The sequence below is a fragment of the Methylobacterium sp. Leaf361 genome (genome assembly GCF_001424445.1).
Classification (GTDB): Bacteria; Pseudomonadota; Alphaproteobacteria; order Rhizobiales; family Beijerinckiaceae; genus Methylobacterium.
In genome coordinates, this window is record NZ_LMPY01000045.1 from 130924 (window position 1) to 150466 (window position 19543).

17 protein-coding genes are annotated in these 19543 nt (G+C 71.6%); 6 read left to right on the forward strand and 11 right to left on the reverse strand.

Going from position 1 to position 19543, the window contains the following annotated elements:
• The first annotated feature begins 181 nt into the window (after window positions 1-181).
• The gene (gene selA / locus ASG32_RS24345) at window positions 182-1636 is read left to right on the forward strand and encodes an L-seryl-tRNA(Sec) selenium transferase (protein WP_056531557.1); all 1455 of its coding nucleotides are present in this window, start codon (window positions 182-184) and stop codon (window positions 1634-1636) included.
• 123 nt (window positions 1637-1759) lie between these two features.
• Window positions 1760-2230, forward strand: a complete 471-nt coding sequence (locus ASG32_RS24350) for a MarR family transcriptional regulator (protein ID WP_056531559.1) — start codon at window positions 1760-1762, stop codon at window positions 2228-2230.
• 21 nt (window positions 2231-2251) lie between these two features.
• Here ASG32_RS24350 and ASG32_RS24355 read toward each other — a convergent pair whose 3' ends face one another.
• Window positions 2252-3622, reverse strand: coding sequence for a pentapeptide repeat-containing protein (locus ASG32_RS24355; RefSeq protein WP_056531561.1), 1371 nt, complete (start codon window positions 3620-3622; stop codon window positions 2252-2254).
• A gap of 45 nt (window positions 3623-3667) precedes the next feature.
• Window positions 3668-5986 carry an FdhF/YdeP family oxidoreductase gene (locus tag ASG32_RS24360; protein WP_056531563.1) on the reverse strand — a complete coding sequence of 773 codons (2319 nt, stop codon included), beginning with the start codon at window positions 5984-5986 and terminating at the stop codon, window positions 3668-3670.
• A gap of 156 nt (window positions 5987-6142) precedes the next feature.
• Here ASG32_RS24360 and ASG32_RS24365 point away from each other — a divergent pair, with 156 nt between their 5' ends.
• The gene (locus ASG32_RS24365) at window positions 6143-6316 is read left to right on the forward strand and encodes a metallothionein (protein WP_020090747.1); all 174 of its coding nucleotides are present in this window, start codon (window positions 6143-6145) and stop codon (window positions 6314-6316) included.
• A 153-nt stretch (window positions 6317-6469) separates the two neighbouring features.
• Here the strand turns inward: ASG32_RS24365 and ASG32_RS24370 are convergent, their stop codons facing one another.
• Both ASG32_RS24370 and ASG32_RS24375 read right to left on the reverse strand, forming a co-directional pair.
• Window positions 6470-6757: an MTH1187 family thiamine-binding protein gene (locus ASG32_RS24370; protein WP_056531566.1), complete on the reverse strand. Its 288-nt coding sequence runs from the start codon at window positions 6755-6757 to the stop codon at window positions 6470-6472.
• Window positions 6758-6867: 110 nt separating this feature from the next.
• Complete coding sequence (locus ASG32_RS24375) at window positions 6868-7770, reverse strand: LysR family transcriptional regulator (RefSeq protein WP_056531568.1); 903 nt, start codon at window positions 7768-7770, stop codon at window positions 6868-6870.
• A 107-nt stretch (window positions 7771-7877) separates the two neighbouring features.
• Here ASG32_RS24375 and kdgD point away from each other — a divergent pair, with 107 nt between their 5' ends.
• From kdgD to gudD, 3 genes are all read left to right on the forward strand, one after another.
• Window positions 7878-8792, forward strand: a complete 915-nt coding sequence (gene kdgD / locus ASG32_RS24380; protein WP_056531569.1) for a 5-dehydro-4-deoxyglucarate dehydratase — start codon at window positions 7878-7880, stop codon at window positions 8790-8792.
• 98 nt (window positions 8793-8890) lie between these two features.
• The gene (locus ASG32_RS24385) at window positions 8891-10246 is read left to right on the forward strand and encodes an MFS transporter (RefSeq protein WP_056531571.1); all 1356 of its coding nucleotides are present in this window, start codon (window positions 8891-8893) and stop codon (window positions 10244-10246) included.
• 94 nt (window positions 10247-10340) lie between these two features.
• Window positions 10341-11690, forward strand: coding sequence for a glucarate dehydratase (gene gudD, locus ASG32_RS24390; RefSeq protein ID WP_056531573.1), 1350 nt, complete (start codon window positions 10341-10343; stop codon window positions 11688-11690).
• 22 nt (window positions 11691-11712) lie between these two features.
• Here the strand turns inward: gudD and ASG32_RS24395 are convergent, their stop codons facing one another.
• The 7 genes from ASG32_RS24395 to ASG32_RS24425 form a co-directional block, all read right to left on the reverse strand.
• Window positions 11713-13254, reverse strand: coding sequence for an amidohydrolase family protein (locus ASG32_RS24395; protein ID WP_056531575.1), 1542 nt, complete (start codon window positions 13252-13254; stop codon window positions 11713-11715).
• A gap of 26 nt (window positions 13255-13280) precedes the next feature.
• Entirely contained in the window at window positions 13281-14087 is an 807-nt protein-coding gene (locus tag ASG32_RS24400) for an ABC transporter ATP-binding protein (RefSeq protein ID WP_056531576.1), read from the reverse strand.
• The gene (locus ASG32_RS24405) at window positions 14077-15006 is read right to left on the reverse strand and encodes an ABC transporter permease (protein WP_020090739.1); all 930 of its coding nucleotides are present in this window, start codon (window positions 15004-15006) and stop codon (window positions 14077-14079) included. The genes ASG32_RS24400 and ASG32_RS24405 overlap by 11 nt, the downstream gene beginning before the upstream one ends.
• Before the next feature lie 4 nt (window positions 15007-15010).
• A complete protein-coding gene (locus tag ASG32_RS24410; protein WP_056531578.1) occupies window positions 15011-16063 on the reverse strand; it encodes an ABC transporter substrate-binding protein in 1053 nt (350 codons plus the stop codon).
• A gap of 536 nt (window positions 16064-16599) precedes the next feature.
• A complete protein-coding gene (locus ASG32_RS24415) occupies window positions 16600-17493 on the reverse strand; it encodes an NAD(+)/NADH kinase (RefSeq protein ID WP_056531580.1) in 894 nt (297 codons plus the stop codon).
• An 11-nt stretch (window positions 17494-17504) separates the two neighbouring features.
• Window positions 17505-18491, reverse strand: coding sequence for an SPFH domain-containing protein (locus tag ASG32_RS24420; protein WP_056531582.1), 987 nt, complete (start codon window positions 18489-18491; stop codon window positions 17505-17507).
• 73 nt (window positions 18492-18564) lie between these two features.
• Window positions 18565-19296 carry an NUDIX domain-containing protein gene (locus ASG32_RS24425; RefSeq protein WP_056531584.1) on the reverse strand — a complete coding sequence of 244 codons (732 nt, stop codon included), beginning with the start codon at window positions 19294-19296 and terminating at the stop codon, window positions 18565-18567.
• Window positions 19297-19543 lie beyond the last annotated feature (247 nt).

Here is a 19543-nt window from a genome sequence, read left to right on the forward strand (position 1 = left end):
CCGAGAAGGCTCGGCGGTGTTGGCGCGGCCGAGCCCGCCCCGCGCGGGTGCGATGGACTCTCGGGCGCCGATTTCAGGATCTGCCCTTACCGTCGGGCCGGGACCGGAACAACCTGCGCGCATTATCCGCGCGTCGACGGGCTGGCTCCGTGCACCGGGATGGTTATATCTCTGGCCTGCCATGAACGCGCCCGTCCCCACCCCGCAGGCCGACGACCCGGCGCCGTCCCCGCGCCGGATTCCCGCGGTGGAGCGCCTCGTCGGCGGCGCGTCGGCGGCGGAGCTCGAGACCTACGGGCGGACGGCCTTCACGGACGCGATCCGGGCGGTGCTGGCCGAGATCCGGGCCGGGGGCGGCCCCGTCCCGGACGCGGAGTCGATCCGGGCCGCGGCGTCGGCGCGGCTCGCCGCCGAGCGCCGGCCGTCGCTGCGGCCGGTCTTCAACCTGACCGGCACGGTGCTGCACACCAATCTCGGCCGCGCCCTGCTGCCCCGCTCGGCCGCGGAGGCGGTGGCCGCCGTGATGGTGCAGGCGAGCAACCTCGAGTTCGATCTCGAGACCGGCGCCCGGGGCGAGCGGGACGACCATGTCGAGGGCCTGATCTGCCGCCTGACCGGCGCCGAGGCCGCGGTGGTGGTCAACAACAACGCGGCCGCGGTGCTGCTGGTGCTGAACGCGCTCGCCATGCGCAAGGAGGTCGTGGTCTCCCGCGGCGAGCTCGTGGAGATCGGCGGTTCGTTCCGGGTGCCGGACGTTATGGTGCGGGCCGGCTGCCGCCTGCGCGAGGTCGGCACCACCAACCGCACCCACCTGCGCGACTACGCGGAGGCTCTCGGGCCCCGCACCGGCCTCGTGATGAAGGTGCACCCGAGCAACTACGCCATCGCGGGCTTCACCGCGGTGGCCGATCCCGTGGCCCTCCACACCCTCTGCCGGGAGCGCGGCGTACCGCTGGCGGACGATCTCGGCAGCGGCAGCCTCGTCGACCTCGCGGCCTACGGGCTGCCCCCCGAGCCCACGATCCGCGCCGCCCTGGAGCGGGCCGACGTCGTCACCTTCAGCGGCGACAAGCTGCTCGGCGCGGTCCAGTGCGGCATCGTGGCCGGCCGGAAGGACCTGATCGCCCGCGTGCGAAAGAATCCGCTGAAGCGGGCCCTGCGCGTCGACAAGATGACCTACGCGGCCCTCGAGGCCGTGCTGCGGCTCTACCTGCACCCGGAGCGGCTGCGCGCGGATCTCCCGACCCTGCGGCTCCTCACCCGCGACCGCGACAGCATCGCCGCCCAGGCCGAGCGCCTCGCCCCCGCAGTGGCGGAGCGGCTCGCCGGCCGCGCCGCGGTCACGGTCGCCGAGTGCATCAGCCAGATCGGATCCGGCGCACTGCCGGTGGAGACGCTGCCCAGCGCCGCCCTGGTCCTGGCGCCGGCCTCGGCGGGCAGCCGCGGCGCGGGCGGCCGGTGCCGGCGGCTCGCCGAGGAGTTGCGCCGGCTCCCCGTGCCGGTGATCGGCCGGATCAGCGACGAGGCCGTCCGCCTCGATCTCCGGACGCTCGAGGACGAGGCCGGCTTCCTCGACAGCCTGGCGGCGCTCCCGCCCGTCGCGGGCGGGGGACGAACACCGAGACGAACCCCATAGGGTTGTTAAGAGAACGGGCCGGACGACCGGAGCTTGCGCGCCGGTATCCCGTGTTATGGTATGGTGACGAACCCGCGGTCGCGGTCGAGAATGGCGGTGCGTGGACCGCGATGGGCGAACGATATGGCGTATACTGCCGATACGGCTGAGGCGCAGCCGGAGACGGATCCGCTGCTTCTCGATAACCAGCTCTGCTACGCGCTCTATGCTGCCGCGCATCGGATGACCAAGTCGTACCGGCCGCTGCTCGAGCGGCTCGGACTGACCTATCCGCAATATCTGGTCCTGCTGGTGCTCTGGGAACAGGACGGCGTCACGGTCTCCGAGATCGGCCGGCGCCTGCGCCTCGATTCCGGCACGCTGACACCGGTGCTCAAGCGCCTGGAGAGCGCGGGCTTCCTGCTCCGGACCCGGCGCCAGTCGGACGAGCGCGAGGTCGAGATCGCCCTGACGCCAGAGGGCGCCGCCCTACGCGCCGACGCGGTCTCGGTCCGCGAGAGCGTGATGTGCCAGCTCGAACTCAGCGAGCCTGAGATCCGCGCCCTGCGCAAGGATCTGAGCCTCGTCATCGAGCGGCTCAGCGTGAACGACTGAGCGGCCCGGACGCGATCGGGGTCACCGCCGCAGGCGGTTGCCGAGGACGAAGCCGTACAGCCCCATCAGGATGATGCCGACGCCGCCCTCGATGCCGACCAGTAGGTTGGTGACGCGGCCGGTGGGCTTCAAGCCGATCTCGGGCGGGTTCGCGGTCATCATGTTGAGCGCGCTGTAGCTCAGGAGATCGAGGGGATTGTAGGTCGGCCCGGCCTCCGGTCCCTCCACGATGAACAGGCCGCCCGTCAGGCCGAAGAGGCCGCCGAACAGCACGATCAGCAGCGCGAAGGCGCGGGCGATGCGCGACAGGCTCTCACCGTAATCGCACAGCCACTCGACGAAGCGGTCGGCGGTCCAGCGATAGCCGTGCCGCAGGAATCCGGACCAGTCCCGGTCGGACCAGGCGGCGCGGGCCTGCTGACCGGCGTGGAACCTGCCCATCCGGCGGCCGCGCTTGTAGGCCCAGCTCGCCGCGTCGTGGCTGCCGATGCTCTTCCAGTTCTGCTCCAGGGCGAGGTAGCTGGCCTGGGCGGCGTCGTAGGCGCCGGCCACTTCCTCGCCGACCGCGCCGCCAAGCTGCTCCACGCTCATCCGCGTGCCGTTGAGCCACGCGCCGGCGAAGCGCGCGTGCCGCAACCGGCAGGTGGCGAGGTTGAGCCGCACGAGGTCGGTGTCGGAGAGATCCGCCCCCGAGAGATCGGCGCCGTCGAGCTTCGCGCCGGTGAAGTGCGCGCCCCGCAGCCGCGAGCCGGCGAGGCTCGCCTTGGTCAGGCTGGCCTCGGCGAAATCCGCGTGGGTCAGGTTGGCGTCGGCGAGCTTGGCCTCGTCGAGCCGCGCCCCGCGGAAGACCGTGTCGTCCGCGTCCGCCCCGGAGAAATCCGCGCCCCACAGATCGGCGCCGGTGAAGTCGGTCCCGTCGAGCAGGGCGCCGGACAGGTCGGCGAAGCGCATCGCGGCCTGGCCGAACCGGGCATCCTCCAGCATCGCCCCGGCGAACTTCACCTGCCCGGCGACGATGCCGGTGAAGTCCGCCCCCGAGAGATCGGCTTCCGACAGGTCGGCCGCCTCCAGGATCGCCCCGGTGAAGCGGGTCGAGCGCCCCACCGCGCCGGACAGGCTCGCCCCGCGCAGGTTCGCGCCGGAGAGATCGGCCTCCTCCATGCGGGCGCGGGACAGGTCCGCGCCGGCGAGCGCGAGGCCGCCTGATTCGGCGTCGCTGACGAGGCCGGCCTCCGGCACATCCGCGAGGGCGCCCGGCCCGGCGCTCAGCTGCGACAGGTCCGCGCCCGGCTCGCGCAGGGGCGCCCCGGCGGCGATCCGGCCGACGAGCGCGCGCAGCCGCGATTCCACCGGAGCGTCCGGTCGCGCGTCGGGAGGAGTCGCCTGGTCCATGGTCGTTCCTTGCCGGAAGGCGCGACCGGACGCCAGACGCTCCGCTCAGGGTGCGGCGGTCGCGGCCGTCACCCGCACGGTGATCGCCTTGGCGGCGGGAGTCTTGGACTGCTCGTCGTAGTGCCAGAGCGGCAGCAGGACGTTCAACTCCGGGTAGTATCCGGCGCAGTTGCCCTCGGGGATGTCGTAGGCGATCACCCGCAGCCCGCCGACGCGCCGCGTCACCTGGTCGTCCGCCTCGGTCGCCACGTCGACGCTGATCCCGTCCCTCAGCCCCAGCCGCGCGATGTCCCGGCGGTTCATGAACAGCACGTCCCGGGTGCCCTTCACCCCGCGGAAGCGGTCGTCGTAGCCGTAGACCGTGGTGTTGAACTGGTCGTTCGAGCGCAGCGTGATGAGGTCGAGCACCTCTGGACCCCGGTCGGGCAGGTCCGGATCGGCCTCCAAGCCCTCGGGGACCGCGAAATTCGCCCTGCCGGTGTCGGTCTCCCACTTGCGGTCGCGGGCGCCCAGCGGCTTCAGCAGGCCGCCCGGGTGGAACATGCGGCCGTTCAGGTCGTGGAACACGCTCGGATAGGTCGCCTCGATCGCGTCGCGCACCCGGGCGTAGTCGCCGACCCAGGCATCCCAGTCGATGCGGGGATTGGGCGGCAGGGTCGCCTTGGCGATCTCCGCCACGATCCAGGGCTCGGAGCGCAGGTGCGGTCCGACCGGGTCAGCCACGCCCCGCGAGCCGTGGAACTGGGCGGTGGAGCTCTCCATCGATATGGCTTGCGGGCCGCTCGCCTGCCGGTCGATCTCGATCCGGCCGAGGCAGGGCAGGACGTAGGCGACGGCGCCGGTCACGAGGTGCGAGCGGTTGAGCTTGGTCGAGATCTGCACGGTGAGCCGCTGCCGCCGCCAGGCCGGTTCCATCCGGGCGGTGTCGGGCACGGCCCGCAGGAAGTTGCCGCCGAGCCCGATGAACGCCTTCACACGCTCGTCGAGGACGCCCTCGCAGGTCTCGACGGTGTTGAGGCCCTTCTCCCGCGGCGGCTCGAAGCCGTAGAGTTCCCGCAGCTTGTCCAGCGGCGCCAGCTCCGGCTTCTCGGTGATGCCGACGGTGCGCTGGCCCTGCACGTTCGAGTGGCCCCGCACTGGGCAGATCCCGGCTCCGGGCTTCCCGATATTGCCGCGCAGCAGCAGCAGGTTCACGAGCATGCGGACGGTCTCGGTGCCTTTGCGGTGCTGGGTCAGGCCCATCCCGTAGATGCCGATCACCGCCTTCGCGCGGGCGTAGACCTCGGCGGCGGCCTCCAGGGCAGTCCGGGTGAGGCCGGAGCGCCGCTCCAGCGCGGCCCAGTCCTGACCGTCACAGAAGGCGACGAAGGTCTCGAAGCCGTGGGTGTGCTCGGCGATGAAGGCGTGGTCGAGCACCCGCGGCCGGCCGGCGGCTTCCGCGGCCCGGTCGAGGGCGATCAGCGCCTTGCACAGGCCGGTGAGCGCCGCGAGGTCGCCGCCGGCCTTCACCTGATGGTACTGCGTCGAGATCTTCGTGGACGAGCGGGTGAGCATCTCGACCGGCGATTGCGGGTCGGTGAAGCGCTCCAGCCCGCGCTCGCGCAGCGGATTGAAGGTGATGATCTGCGCGCCCCGGCGCCGCGCCTCCTGGAGCGGGTGCAGCATCCGCGGCGAGTTCGACCCGACGTTCTGGCCGAAGAAGAAGATCAGGTCTGTGGTCTCGAAATCCTCCAGCAGCACCGTGCCGACCGGCGCGCCGATCGACTGCGGCAGCGCCACCGAAGTCGGCTCGTGGCACATGTTGGAGGAGTCGGGCAGGTTGTTGTTGCCGTAGAGCCGGGCGAGCAGGGCCCACATGTAGCTCGTCTCCAGCGACGCCCGACCGGAGGCGTAGAACACCACCGACCGCGGGTCCTGCGCGCGCAGCTCCTTCAGCTCACGGCCGATCTCGGCCAGGGCCTCCGCCCAGGCGACGGGCCGGTAGCGGTCTGTCGCCGGATCGTAGCGCATCGGGTGGGTCAGGCGGCCCTGCTCCTCCAGCGCGTAGTCGCTCCAGCCGAGAAGCTCCGTCACCGTGTGCGCGGCGAAGAAGTCCGGCGTCGCGCGGCGGCGCGTCTGCTCCCAGGCCGTCGCCTTGGCGCCGTTCTCGCAATACTCGAACGCCAGCGGCTTGGCGGGCTTCGCCCAGGCGCAGGAGGTGCACATGTAGCCGTCCGGCTTGTTCTGCTTGAGCAGCATCGCCGACCCGGTGACCGGCACGCCCTCGCGGGTCAGGATCTCGACGAGGGAGCGGGCCGAGCCCCAGCCGCCCGCAGGCCCGTCATAGGGCTCGATCCGGACGTCGTCGGTGTTCTGATCGGCCATGGCGCCCTCCACCCGGCGCAGCGAGCACCGGACCTGGGGAACGCGCGAGCGGGCGAATGGGATCACGGGCGCGTCACCGCGCCCGGAGAAGGGTTTCCTCGCCGCCGCAGCGGCTCTAACGTCGACATGCGGACTGTCCCGCCGGAGGAGGAAATCATGGCCAGCGTCGACGTCGAGATGGTGAAGTGCGCCTGCCAGGACTGCGTCTGCGTGATCCCGGTCGCCAAGGCCGTGTCGCGGGACGGCAAGGCCTATTGCTGCGACGACTGCGCGAACGGCCACAAGGATCACGCCGGCTGCGAGCACGCCGGCTGCGCCTGCCACGGCTAGGGCTTTTCTCGTTCGCGTCGCGACGGTCCGGAGGACGCGTCACCGGTCGAGCCAGCCGCGACGCGCCCCCTCTCCCGCACGAGCGGGGACCCGCACCTCATTCGGCGCGGGTTCGGAGAACGACCCCGGGATGACGCGCCGCGGCGGTCGCGGTCAGGAGACCGCGGCGAGCTTGTCGGCCATCGACTGGTCCTTGTCGCGGCGCGTCGAGAAGATCAGCGTGAAGAAGGTCCGCTGGACGCCGAGCTCGGCGAGCCTCGCCTCGCACCGCTCCGCCAGCGCGCAGATCTCCGACAGCTCGCCCTCGATGTTCGTGCCGTTGGGATGCATCGTGGCGGTGAGGCCGCTCGACTCGATGATCCCCTTGATCTCGCGGACGTAGGGCGAGACCGACGGGCCGACGCCCATCGGCACGATGCAGAGGTCGGCCGAAACTTTCATGGTGCCTGCCTGATCCGGGAGGGGCGGCCCCGGCCGGCTGCGCGACCGGAAGCGGGGCGAGCGCGCAGCCTATCGCCGGCCGCACCGACTTTCCAGGCCGGCGCCGGCGGTCACGCCTCGCCGGTCTCCAGCGCCGCCGCCCGCACCGAGGGCAGGCAGGGATTGGCGTTGTCGCTGCGCCACGCGAGCCACAGCTCCGGCCCGGTCGTGGCCGGCAGGGCGATCGGCCGGAGCCGGATGTCGGCCATGCTGTTGCCCCTGGCGCTGCCCGGAACCAGCGCGACGCCGATGCCGGCGCCGACGAGGGCCAGCATCGCGTGGACCTGGTTCACCCGCTGCACGATCCGCGGCTGCACGCCCCCGGCCTCGAACAGACGGTCGAGCAGGTCGATGAAGTAGCGCCCGCCCCGGGGTGACCACGTCACGAAGGCCTCGCCGTCGAGGTCCCGCAGGGTCGGGTCGCGCGCCGTCGCGAGGCGGTGCCCGCGCGGGACCGCGAGCAGGAGCCGCTCGCGCGCCAGCGGCGCTGTGGCGATCGCGGATTTCGGATCCTGCAGGACCGGCGCCGGCCGCAGGATCGCGAGATCGGTGCGGTTCTCGCCCAGCGCCAGGATCTGCTCGTCCGAGACCATCTCCTCCAGCACGAGGTCGACCTCGGGCAGCGTCCGGCGGACATGGGCGACGACCTGCGGCAGCGTCCGGTAGGCCGAGGCGGCGGTGAAGCTGAGGCGCAGCACCCCGCTCTCGCCGCGGGCGGCGCGCCGCGTGATGCGGGCGGCGTTCTCGGCCGCCGCCAGCACCCGGTAGGCCTCGGCCAGGAAGGTCCGGCCCGCCGGGGTCAGGCGCACCGCCCGGGTGGTCCGCTCCAGCAGCGTCACGCCCAGCGTCTGCTCCAGCATCTGGATCTGCCGCGACAGGGGCGACTGGGTGAGGTGCAGCCGGGCCGCGGCCCGGCCGAAATGCATCTCCTCGGCAACGGCGACGAAGCTGCGGGCATGGCCGAGATCGAACATTGATGCAGGATCTGGGATAATCCAGCCAAAATCAACGTTGGACGCATGTAACGCTGGCGCCTAACCCCGGACGCGACACCGAACGGTGCGTATCAGGGAGAGAAGTGATGGCGAGCATGACCCCGGCCGAGATGGCGCGCGTGCTGGGCTCCGGCCTGCTGTCCTTCCCGGTCACGCATTTCCGCGACGACCTCAGCTTCGACGAGACCGCCTACCGGGACAATCTCGGGCGCCTCGCCGACTACAGGGTGTCGGGCCTGTTCGCCGCCGGCGGCACCGGCGAGTTCTTCTCGCTGACGCCCGCCGAGATCGACCGCGTCCTGCGCGCCGCCGTCGAGGAGACCCGCGGCCGGACCCCGGTCATCGCCCCCGCCGGCCAAGGCACCGCCCTGGCGGTCGAGATGGCCCGGGCCGCCGAGGCCGCCGGCGCGGACGGGATCCTGCTGCTGCCGCCCTACCTGGTCGGCTCCGAGCAGGCCGGGCTCGCCGCCCATATCGAGGCGGTCTGCCGCGCGACCTCCCTCGGGATCATCGTCTACAACCGCGCCAACGCCCAGCTCAACGAGCAGACGCTGGCCGGCCTGTGCGAGCGCTGCCCGAACCTCGTCGGCTTCAAGGACGGCGTCGGCGACGTCGAGCTGATGACCCGGGTCTACGCGGCCCTGGGCGACCGCCTGACCTATGTCGGCGGCCTGCCCACCGCCGAGACCTTCGCGCTGCCGTACGTGGAGATGGGCGTCACCACCTACTCCTCGGCGATCTTCAACTTCCTGCCCGAATGGGCGCTGTCCTTCTACGACAGCGTCCGCCGCCGGGACCGCGACGCGGTCTACCGGGAGCTGCGCGACTTCGTCCTCCCCTACATCGCGATCCGCAACCGCAAGCGCGGCTACGCGGTCTCGATCGTCAAGGCGGGCATGAGCGCCGTCGGTCGCCACGCCGGCCCGGTCCGGCCGCCGCTGACCGAGCTCGACGCGGCCGAGCGCGCCGAGCTGACTGCCCTGATCGGCGACCGGCGCTGAGCCCCCGCCTGGACACCCAAGATAGACCCGCCGAGCCAACGGCGGCCACGACCCGCCTCCCGGATCAACCGGGCGGCGACGAGCCAGGGAGAACGTCCATGAGTGCCAGTTCGACCGGCGCGCCGAGCACCCTGCTCGCCGCCGCCGACGCGCAGCGCCGCACCCGCGTCCGCCTGCTGATCGTCGCGATGCTGTTCGCCGCGACCACCATCAACTACGCCGACCGCGCGACGATCTCGATCGCCGGCCCCGACATGGCCAAGGAACTCGGCCTCTCGCCGGTCCAGATGGGCTACGTCTTCTCGGCCTTCGCGTGGTCCTACGTCCTCGCCCAGATCCCGGGTGGCTGGCTCCTCGACCGCTACAGCGTCAAGTGGGTCTACGCCGCCGCCGTCGCCCTCTGGTCGGCCTTCACGCTGGTCCAGGGCGCCGTCGGCTTCTTCACCGGCCTGACCGCCGTGGTGCTGCTCTTCGCGCTGCGCCTCGCCGTCGGCCTCACCGAGGCGCCGGTCTTCCCCGCCAACGCCCGGATCGTGGCCGCATGGTTCCCGACCCGGGAGCGCGGCATGGCCTCGGCGTTCTTCAACTCGGCGCAGTACTTCGCCACGGTGCTGTTCACGCCGCTGATGGCGTGGATCGTCCACAATTTCGGCTGGCACCACGTCTTCACCAGCATGGGCCTGCTCGGCATCGCCTTCGCGGTGCTCTGCCTGCGCGTCGTCGACAGCCCGAAGAACCACCCGTCGATGAACCAGGCGGAGCGGGACTACATCGAGGCCGGCGGCGCGCTGCTCGACATGGACGGCCAGGGCCGGTCCAAGCAGGGCGATGCCGGCCGGACGCTGCGCCAGCTGCTCGCCAACCGGATGCTGCTCGGCATCTATGTCGGCCAGTACTGCATCACCGTGCTGACCTACTTCTTCCTGACGTGGTTCCCGGTCTACCTCGTCAAGGAGCGCGGCCTGTCGATCCTGCAGGCCGGCTTCGCGGCGGTGCTGCCGGCGCTCTGCGGCTTCATCGGCGGCATCCTCGGGGGCGTGATCTCCGACATGCTCCTGCGCCGCGGCTTCTCGCTGACGGCGGCCCGCAAGATCCCGATCGTCGGCGGCATGCTGCTGTCGATGAGCATCATCGGCTGCAACTACGTCCAGGCGGACGCCCTGGTGGTCGGCCTGATGGCGCTCGCCTTCTTCGGCAAGGGCATCGGCGCGCTCGGCTGGGCGGTCGTCGCCGACACCTCGCCCCGGGAGAGCGGCGGCCTCTCGGGCGGCCTGTTCAACACCTTCGGCAACACCGCCGGCATCACCACGCCGATCGCGATCGGCTACATCGTCCAGAGCACGGGCTCGTTCAACGGCGCGCTGGTCTTCGTCGGCCTGAACGCCCTCGTCGCCTGCTTCTGCTACCTCGTGGTGGTCGGCGAGATCCGCCGCGTCGAGCTCAAGGCCCACTGACCCGCACGCCGGACCGGCCCCGGCCGGTCCGGCCCCGCATCGATCCCGCCTCGCGCCCGGCGCAGACCGGCCGGGGGCCCCCGAGGAGGACGCCATGCTGAATGACAGTCGCCACGCCGCCCGCCACACGCCGACCGTGACCGCCATGACGGTGGTGCCGGTGGCCGGCCACGACAGCATGCTGCTCAACCTCTCGGGCGCGCACGGCCCGTACTTCACCCGCAACCTCGTGATCCTGACCGACTCCACCGGCGCCACCGGCCTCGGCGAGGTCCCCGGCGGCGAGGGCATCCGCAAGACCCTGGAGGATGCCCGGGACCTCGTCGTCGGGCAGCCGCTCGGCGCCTGGAATGCGGTGCTCAACGCCATGCGGACGCGCTTCGCCGACCGCGACGTCGGCGGGCGCGGCCTGCAGACCTTCGACCTGCGCATCACCATCCACGCGGTCACGGCCGTCGAATCCGCCTTCCTCGACCTGCTCGGCCAGTACCTCGACGTGCCGGTCGCGGCGCTCCTGGGCGAGGGCCAGCAGCGCGACGCCGTCGAGATGCTCGGCTACCTGTTCTACGTCGGCGACCGCACCCGCACGGATCTCGGCTACCGCGCGCCGACGGCCCGCGACGGCTGGTTCCGCCTGCGCGACGAGGAGGCGCTGACCCCCGAGACCGTAGCCCGGCTCGCCGAGGCCGCCTACGACCAGTACGGCTTCAACGACTTCAAGCTGAAGGGCGGCGTCCTGCGCGGCGAGGACGAGATCGCCGCCGTCACCGCGATCCGCGAGCGCTTCCCCAAGGCCCGCGTGACGCTCGACCCGAACGGCGCGTGGTCCCTCGCGGAGGCGATCCGCCTCTGCAAGGGCCAGGGCCACGTCCTCGCCTACGCGGAGGATCCCTGCGGCGCCGAGGGCGGGTTCTCGGGCCGCGAGATCATGGCCGAGTTCCGCCGCGCCACCGGCCTGCCCACCGCCACCAACATGATCGCCACCGACTGGCGCCAGATGAACCACGCGATCCAGCTCGGCGCCGTCGACATCCCGCTGGCCGACCCGCATTTCTGGACGCTCGCCGGCTCGGTCCGGGTGGCCCAGCTGTGCCGCGACCACGGCCTGACCTGGGGCTCGCACTCGAACAACCATTTCGACGTGTCGCTCGCGATGTTCACTCACGTCGCCGCGGCGGCGCCCGGCAACGTCACGGCGATCGACACGCACTGGATCTGGCAGGACGGCGAGCGCCTGACCAGGGAGCCGCTGGCGATCCGCGGCGGCCTCGTGCGGGTGCCGGAGCGGCCGGGCCTCGGCATCGAACTCGACATGTCGGCGGTGGAGGAGGCCCACGCCCTCTACCGCGACCACGGCCTCGGCGCCCGCGACGACGCGGCCGCCATGCAGTTCCTGATCCCCGGCTGGACCTTCGACAACAAGAAGCCCTGCCTGGTCCGCTGAAGCGCGGTCCGGGCCCGCGCCGTCAGACGCGCGAGCTCGGGCGGTAGAACGGCTCGTGCCGCGACGGGTCGATGTAGTCGGCGTAGAAGCGCCGCGCGTGGGGAAGCAGCGCCTTCGACAGCTGGCGCCGCTCGACCTCGTCGTCCGAGAGCGCCCGCGACAGGTCGTCGTGGAGCGCCTTCAGGGCGGCGTCGCGGTCGACCCGGGTGAAGCGGCCGTCCGCGTAGAGCACCTCACCCTCGCACATCACCGCGGTGACGCCGCCGGTCTTGGCCCGCTGGATCACCGCGTCGAGGAGCGGCGTCTCCGGGTCGAGATACGGGTAGGCGATCTGGTCCCAGTCGATCAGGACCATGTCGGCGCCCTTGCCGACCTCGATCGTGCCGAGGCTGTCGCCGTAGGGGGTGGTACGGGCGCCGCCGACGGTCGCCATGCGCAGCACCTGGGCCATGCTCGGCACGTCGGCCTCGTCCATGCCGGGCACCCGGTGGGCGCGCAGCACGAGGCGCATCTCCTGCAGCATATCGCGGTCGTCGTTGATGCCGGCCTCATCGAGGCCGATCGCCGTGTTGATCCCCTTCGCCTCGAAGCGGTTGAGCGCCGCCACGCCGGAGCGCAGCCGGAAGTTCGAGGAACAGTTGTGGCAGATGCAGGTGCCGGTCGCCGCCACCCGGTCGATGTCGGACTCGTTGAGCCAGACGCCGTGGCCGAGCGTCAGGCGGGGTCCCAGCATGCCGAACCGGTCGAGGTACTCGACCGCGGTCCCGCCGCCGCGCTTCTCCGCGTAGGCCTTCTGGTAGGCGGTCTCGACGAGGTGCATGTGCATCGGCACGTCGTAGGATTCGGACAGGCCGGCCAGCCCCTCGAGGGCCACGTCGGAGCACCAGTGCAGGTTGGCGGGCGCGAGCTGGATCTTGGCCCGCGCGGCTCCGGCCTGGCCGCTATGCAGGCTGCGGAACAGCGAAAAGTTGTCCTCCAGGGACATCTGGAAGCGCTCGAACCAGCGCTTCATCGGGTCCTGCAGCGGCGCCGGCAGGCTCGCCACGAAGTCCATGTCGGCCTGGTAGACAAGGCGGTTCTGGTCGCGGACCGCGAAGCAGTACGAGACCCGCATGCCGAGGTCGCGGTAGGCGCGCAGCACCTCGTTGGAGCGCGCCTCGACCTCCTCCAGGCTGCCGGGCATCCAGCCGTGGATGTGCTGGACCGTGGTGATCCCGGAGCCGACCATCTCGAAGGCCGAGTACAGGGTGTCGAGGTAGAGGTTCAGGTTGCGCGCCACCATCCGGGTGACGAACCACAGCTCCAGGGGCATGTCGGGAGAGCCGAGCTGCACCGGCGTCAAGCCGACATGGTGGTGGCCGTTGACGAAGCCCGGCAGCAGGATCTCGCGGCCCGAGCCGATCACGGGGGCGTCGGGGTAGCGGGCGTGCAGGTCCGCGTAGGTGCCGACCGTCGCGATGACCCCGTCCTTCTGAAGGACCGCGCCGTCGGCGATCTCCTCCCAGCGATCGTGGTCGAGGGTACGGGTGATCATCCGCCGGCTGCGGATCAGCGATGTGGCCATGGTCGTGTCCGTGTTGGGGGAGTGTGTCAGACGAGCGCTTCCTGCTCGGCGAAGGCCCGGTCGACCTCGTCGCGCAGGAGCTCGGTGAGGTGCCGCCGCAAGGCCTCCGCCTCGGGCGAGAACGGGTCGCGCGGGCGGGCGAGTTCGTTGCGGACGATCGTCTTGATCCGCCCGGGGCGGGCGGTGAACACCACCACCCGGTCGGCGAGCGCCACCGCCTCGTCGATGTGGTGGGTCACGAACAGCACCGAGGCGCCGCTGTCGCGCCAGACGTCGAGCAGGAAGTCCTGCATCTTCTGGCGGGTCTGGACGTCGAGCGCCGCGAAGGGCTCGTCCATCAGCAGCACCTTCGGGCGCATGGCCAGCGCCCGCGCCACCGCCACGCGCTGGCGCATGCCGCCGGACAGCTCGTCCGGCCGCTTGTCGAAGGCCTCGGCGAGACCGACGCGCTGGAGCGCGGCCCGGGCGACGCTCCGCCGCTCGGCCTCCGGCACGCTCTTCAGCGACAGGCCGAAGCTGACGTTCTGCCAGACGCTGAGCCAGGGCAGCAGCGAGGTCTCCTGGAAGATCAGGCTGCGCTCCGGCGACGGGCCGGTGACGGCCTCGCCGAAGGCCAGGAGTTCGCCCCCGGAGGCGGGTTCGAGCCCGGCGATCAGGTAGAGCAGCGTGCTCTTCCCGCAGCCCGAGGGGCCGAGGAACACCACGAACTCGCCGGGCCGCACGGTGAGGTCGATGTCGCGCAGGGCCTCGTGGGCGCGGGCGGTGCCGGCCGCCCAGACCTTGGCGACGCCGCGGCACGAGACGGCGTCATGGGATGCGGGATCAGAGGCCAAGGGAGGCCCCCGCGTCGCGCGGCAGCCAGTACAGCAGCCGCCGCTGGACCAGCCGGAACAGCAGGTCGAAGGCGAAGCCGAGCAGGCCGATCAGCGTGATGGTGAAGAACACGAGCGACGGGTTGAAGGTGTTGCGCGCCAGCATGATCACCTGGCCGAGCCCGTAGCCCACGCCGGTCGCCTCGGCGACGAGCACCACCATCCAGGCGCCGAACAGGTTGAGGCGCAGCACCGCGAGCAGCCCCGGCAGGATCGCCGGGACGATCACCCGCGCGTAGATCTGGCGCTTCGACGCCCCCATGGTCCGGGCGACGTTGATGTAGTTGCGGTTGACTCCGTCGATCTGCTGGATGGTCGAGAGCACCATCGTGAAGAACAGGGCGATGAACACCATGAAGATCGCCGGGGCGTTGCCGATCCCGAACATGAAGATCGCCACCGGCAGCCACGCGATCGGCGAGACCGGCGCCAGGAGTGTGATGGTCGGCAGGGTCAGCCGCTCGAACAGCTTGAAGTAGCGGATCGCCACCCCGACCAGGATCGACAGGGAGGCGGCCAGGGCGAGGCCCGCCAGCACCCGGCCGGTCGAGGCGAGCACGGTGATCAGCACCGCCATGGCGGGGCTGGGGCCGGTATTCATCCCGGTGCCGATCTGCCAGCGCTGCGCGGTGTTGAAGAAGCGCGCCTGCTCGGCGAGGTTGCCGAGGAAGATGTGCGGCGGCGGCAGGAGCTTGGCGTCGGCGATGCCGAGCGCCCAGAGCAGCTCCCAGAGGCCGGCGAAGCAGCCGACCGAGACCAGCATCCAGCCGATCCGGCGGAGCAGGGGGACGAGCCCTTCGGGCAGCGCGAGGCGCTGACCGAGCGGGAGGCGCGGCCGGTCCTGCGGGACGGCGGCGGCGCGGGCGAGGAAGGTGGCCATCCGCTCAGGCCGACTTCAGCTTGAGCTTGCCGTAGAGGTCCGGGTTCTCGGCGATGACCTGTTCCAGCAGGGTCCAGTCGATCGCGTCCCGGCCGGGCTTCTTCTTGATGTAGCCCATCTCGGCGACGGAATCGGTCCGGTCGAGGATGAACTGCGTCTGGTTACGGGCGTCCACCACCGAGGGCTGCCGGCCCATGGCGAGCTGGGCGTTGCTCATCGAGGTCTTGTAGTAGGAGCCGACGAGCTTGTTCAGGGCGGCCTGGGGGTCGCCCTCCGCCAGCGCCTGGGCCTTCATCATGCCCTTGATCAGGGCCTTCACGGCGGCCGGGTTCTTGGCGATCAGCTCGTTGCGGACCGCCAGCACGCAGTCGGTGTAGCCCTTGCCGTAGATGTCGGTCCCGTCGGAGAGCTTCACCGCGCCCTTCACGTCGGTGAGCAGCGCCGTGCCGTAGGGCTCGATGGTCGAGATGATGTCCAGCGCCCCGGCGCGGAACGCCTCCACGGCCTCCGGGGTCGAGCCCATGTAACGGACCGTGATGTCCTTGAAGGCGACACCGTTCCTCTTCAGCCAGTCGTAAGGCAGCACCTCCAGCGTATCGAGCTGGAAGGTCCCGAGCGTCTTGCCCTTGAGCTTCTCCGGGCTGTCGAGGCCGGGCTGGGCCACGAGCACGCAGCCCTCGATGCCGCCGCCGGCCACGATCTTCACCGGGGCGCCCGCGTCGTAGAGGGCCATGAAGCTCGTGTAGGGCATCACGCCGGCATCGACCTGGCCCATGCCGAGGAAGGTGACCTGATCCGAGAAGGTCGGCGTGTTGACGAAGTCGATGGTCAGCCCGTCATCCTTGGCGAGCTGCATCGCCTCGGCCAGGAAGAAGTTGAGGTTGCAGAAGCCGGTGCCGTGGGTCGCGCGGATGCCGGTGGCCGCCGCGGCCGGGCCGGTCAGGCCCGGGCCCACCGCCAGGGTCAGCGCGGCGGCGGTCCCGCCGAGGAAGCGCCTGCGACTGGGCTTGAACCGCGTGAGATCCGGGACGCGATAATCGCCGTGACGGTCGCACATATCGACTCTCCTCAGAGGGCGGATCGCGCGATCCGCCGGACGGCGCGTGCCGGTGCTGAAACGGAGGGATCGGAGCTCGGGACAGGCTCAAGGCAGTCGCGGAGATCCGGTCGCCCGGCACCTCACCACATCGACGGCACGCCAACCTCTAGCCGCCGCCGGGGCGACGCTGCGCTGGTGAATACGAACCAAGAAGCGTGCCAGACGCGGGAATCTGCGGTGTTGGCGGCGCGCCTCGCCCGTCGGCGCTGTCGAGGAACGGCACCGCCGTCATTGCGAGCGGAGCGAAGCAATCCAGCCGCGCCACGCCTCCGGACATGGCGCTGCCCTGGGTCACTTCGCTGCGCTCGTGATGACGGAGGTGTCGCATCGACCTGTTCGACGCCCGCGAAAGCGGCTGTCTGCCGCCGGCGTGTTCAGCCGGGCTCTTTGGCCAATGCCGGTCCCGCGCGGACGAAGAACGCGCGGAGCGGGCCCTCGGGCAGCATCCCGAGCCTCGCGCACAGGCGGTCGTCGGGCGCCCGGTCGGCGCCGCGCTACGCGGCCACGAGGTTGAAGGTGCGGTCGGCCGGGGCGAGGCTCACCCGCCGCCCCCAGTCGAAGGCGACGAAATCCTGCTCGATCCCGTCCGAGAACACCACGCCGCCCTCGTTCATCCGCGACACCACCGTGAGGGGCGAGCCGGCGAACTTGCCGCCGCGGAGGTCGGTGCCGGTGGCGACGCTCGGGAACGGCTCGCGCACCCAGTAGCCGAAGGCCGCCTCCTCGATGCCGACCTCCACGGTGAGGTGCGTCGCCTCGCTGATCGAGCGCGCCCAGCCGGTCAGGCCGGTGCCCGAGGCCACGATCAGACCGCTCGACGAGTGGTCCTCCGCCCGCACCCCGTCGTCGATGCGGTAGCGCGCCGACTGGTGGCTGCGGTGGCCGACGAAGATCTCGTTCAGGGCGAGCAGCCGCTCGCCGCCGTCGAAGGTCGCCTGCACCATGGTGCGCCGCTGGAGGGGGGCGGCGCCGGCCGCGCTGGCGGGCAGCAGGGCGCGCAGGGCCTCGACCCGCGCCCGGGCCAGCACGCCGTCGTAGAGGTCGGGCGCCGGGTTGACGCCGACCACCGGCTGCCCGTCGAGGTACTTGGCGACGTTGGCCACGAGCCCGTCCTGCCCCACGGCCACGACCACGTCCTCGGGGGCGAACAGGAAGCGGTCGAGGTCGGGGCGCCGCACCAGGGCCTGCCGCCAGTCCAGGGGCACGGCGGACCGGGCCTCGGCGAGCACGGCCTGGAATTGCGCGTGGCGCGCCTCGACCTCGGCGAGCGTCTGGCCCCGGCTCTCTAGGAAGAACCGGACCTGGCCGCGAGTCGCGTGCCGGGCGATGAGCAGCTCGTAATCCGTGTCGCGGATCACGAAGACCACGCGGGGTGTGACGGCCGGCATGGCGGGCCTCCTCAGCGCGGCGCGAGCCGCGGGGACAGCGCGCCCCGGAACTCGCCGAGGACGGCCGCCAGCAGGTCGGGCGTGACGTTGACGTGCTCGATCGTCTCCAGCTTGCCGGCGAGTTCCCGGGCCGCCAGCCCGAGCAGGACGGCGGGCGGCATGTCCCGGTAGACGGCGGCGCGGCGCTGCTCCGCGTCGGCCCGGGCGCCCTCGACGAGGCGGATCCGCTCGGCCTCCGCGGCCGCCTCCAGGCCCCGCGCCTCCGCGACGCCGGCGGCGCGGTCGCGGGCGTTCTCGGCCTCCTGCGCGATCAGCACGGTCTCGCGCCGGGCCAGCTCGGTCTTCGTGGCGAGCTCGTTCTCCGCGATGGCGCGCTCCTTCTCGACCGCCAGGGCGCGCCGCGCGAAGGTCGCCTCGTCGGCCTTCTGCTGCAGGGCCTCGAAGGTCGGGGTCTGCAGGGCGCGCTCCAGCTCGCTCGTCGGCGCGAGGTTGGTGAGCCGCACAGACACCGCCGCCACGCCGATCTCGGCCAGCGCCGGGGCGTCGGACAGCACCCGTTCCAGCACGGCGCGCAGCGGCTCCGGACCCGCGTCGAGGAGGGCGCCGATCGGGCTCGCCCCGAGATACTGGAGCGCCGCTTGGCTGGCGATGCCGCCGAGGCGCGCCTCGATCCGCTCGATCGGCTCACCCTGCAGGCGCCCGGTTCGGAGGTCGATCGAGAAGTCGACGCGGCTCGCCAGCAGCTCCGGATCGACGACGTGCCAGCCGATCGTCCCCTGGACCACGACGGTCTGGAAGTCCCGGCTGCGGCCGCGGACGAACAGGGTCATCTCGCGGTCGTCGACCGGCACCTCGCTGATGCTGGCGGTCTCGGGCCGGAACCAGAAGACCAGACCCCGCCCGCTCTGCCGGACACGGCCGTTGCGGAAGCGGATGATGTGGCTGCTCGCCTCGCTCCGGAGCTGGGCGATGACACCGATGTTGCGGACCGTGGCCATGATGGGCTCCTCGAAGCGCTCTCCGCCGAAGTGGATACCGGTTCGGCTCAAGAGAGCGCGTTGAAACAAAGGCTTAGAACTGGCCTGACCTGTCGAAGCGGAAGAGTTCGGCGGGGCGGAACGCCGTCCCGGCCTCGCGGGCGCCCGTCGGCGCGATCCAGCCCCGGTCGCGCATGCGGCGCCGGAAGGCGGATTTGTTGAGGGGCGCGCCGCGGATCGCCGCGTGCACGTCCTGAAGCTGCCGGAGGGTGAAGTGCTCCGGGAGCAGCGCGAAGCCGACATCCGTGTAGTCGAGCTTGCCGCGCAGCCGCTTCACGGCGAGCGCGAGGATGTCGGCGTGGTCGAACGCGAGGGCGAGGGGTGCGCCGTCCTCCGCCTCGGCCGAGACCGGGCCGCCGGACTCGCCCGCCCAGGGCACGACCAGCGCCGCCGCCGCGAGCCCGGCACCGCCCGCCAGGGCCTCGGCGAAGGCCGCCTCCGGCAGCAGCGCCAGGTAGGCCACCGAGACGATCCGCATCCGCGGATCCCGATCAACGGCGCCGAAGGTGTAGAGCTGCTCGAGCCGCGCCCGCCCGATGCCGGCCTTGTCGCGCAGGACGCGCTCCGCGGCGGCGTCGAGGGTCTCGGCGATGCCCACGAACCCGCCCGGCAGGGCCCAGAGGCCCGCCTGCGGCTGCTGGCCCCGCCGCAGCAGGAGGGCGGCGAGCCGGCCCGCCCGGATCCCCAGCAGGACGAGATCGACCGCCAGGGCGGGCCGCTCGTAGGCCGCAGGATCATAGCCTGCCAGGAACTCGGACTCGGTCATCGGTCTTTCTACTCAAGTTGAGCATAACTAAGACGCAGATTGCGCATATGTCAAGCCGAGAGCGGATTCGCCGTGAAGCGCCGCGGAACGCACAGCTCCGCACCGGCTCCGCACAGATCCGCCCGGGCACGGCCGGCCGGTGCGGTCCGAGCCTGGAAAAGGGCGAAGCTTCTCGTGGCGACGGAGGGGCTGGCGCGGGAGCTTCAGCGGCGAGCCGGCATCGATCCGCCGGCGCAGGAGGTTTCCC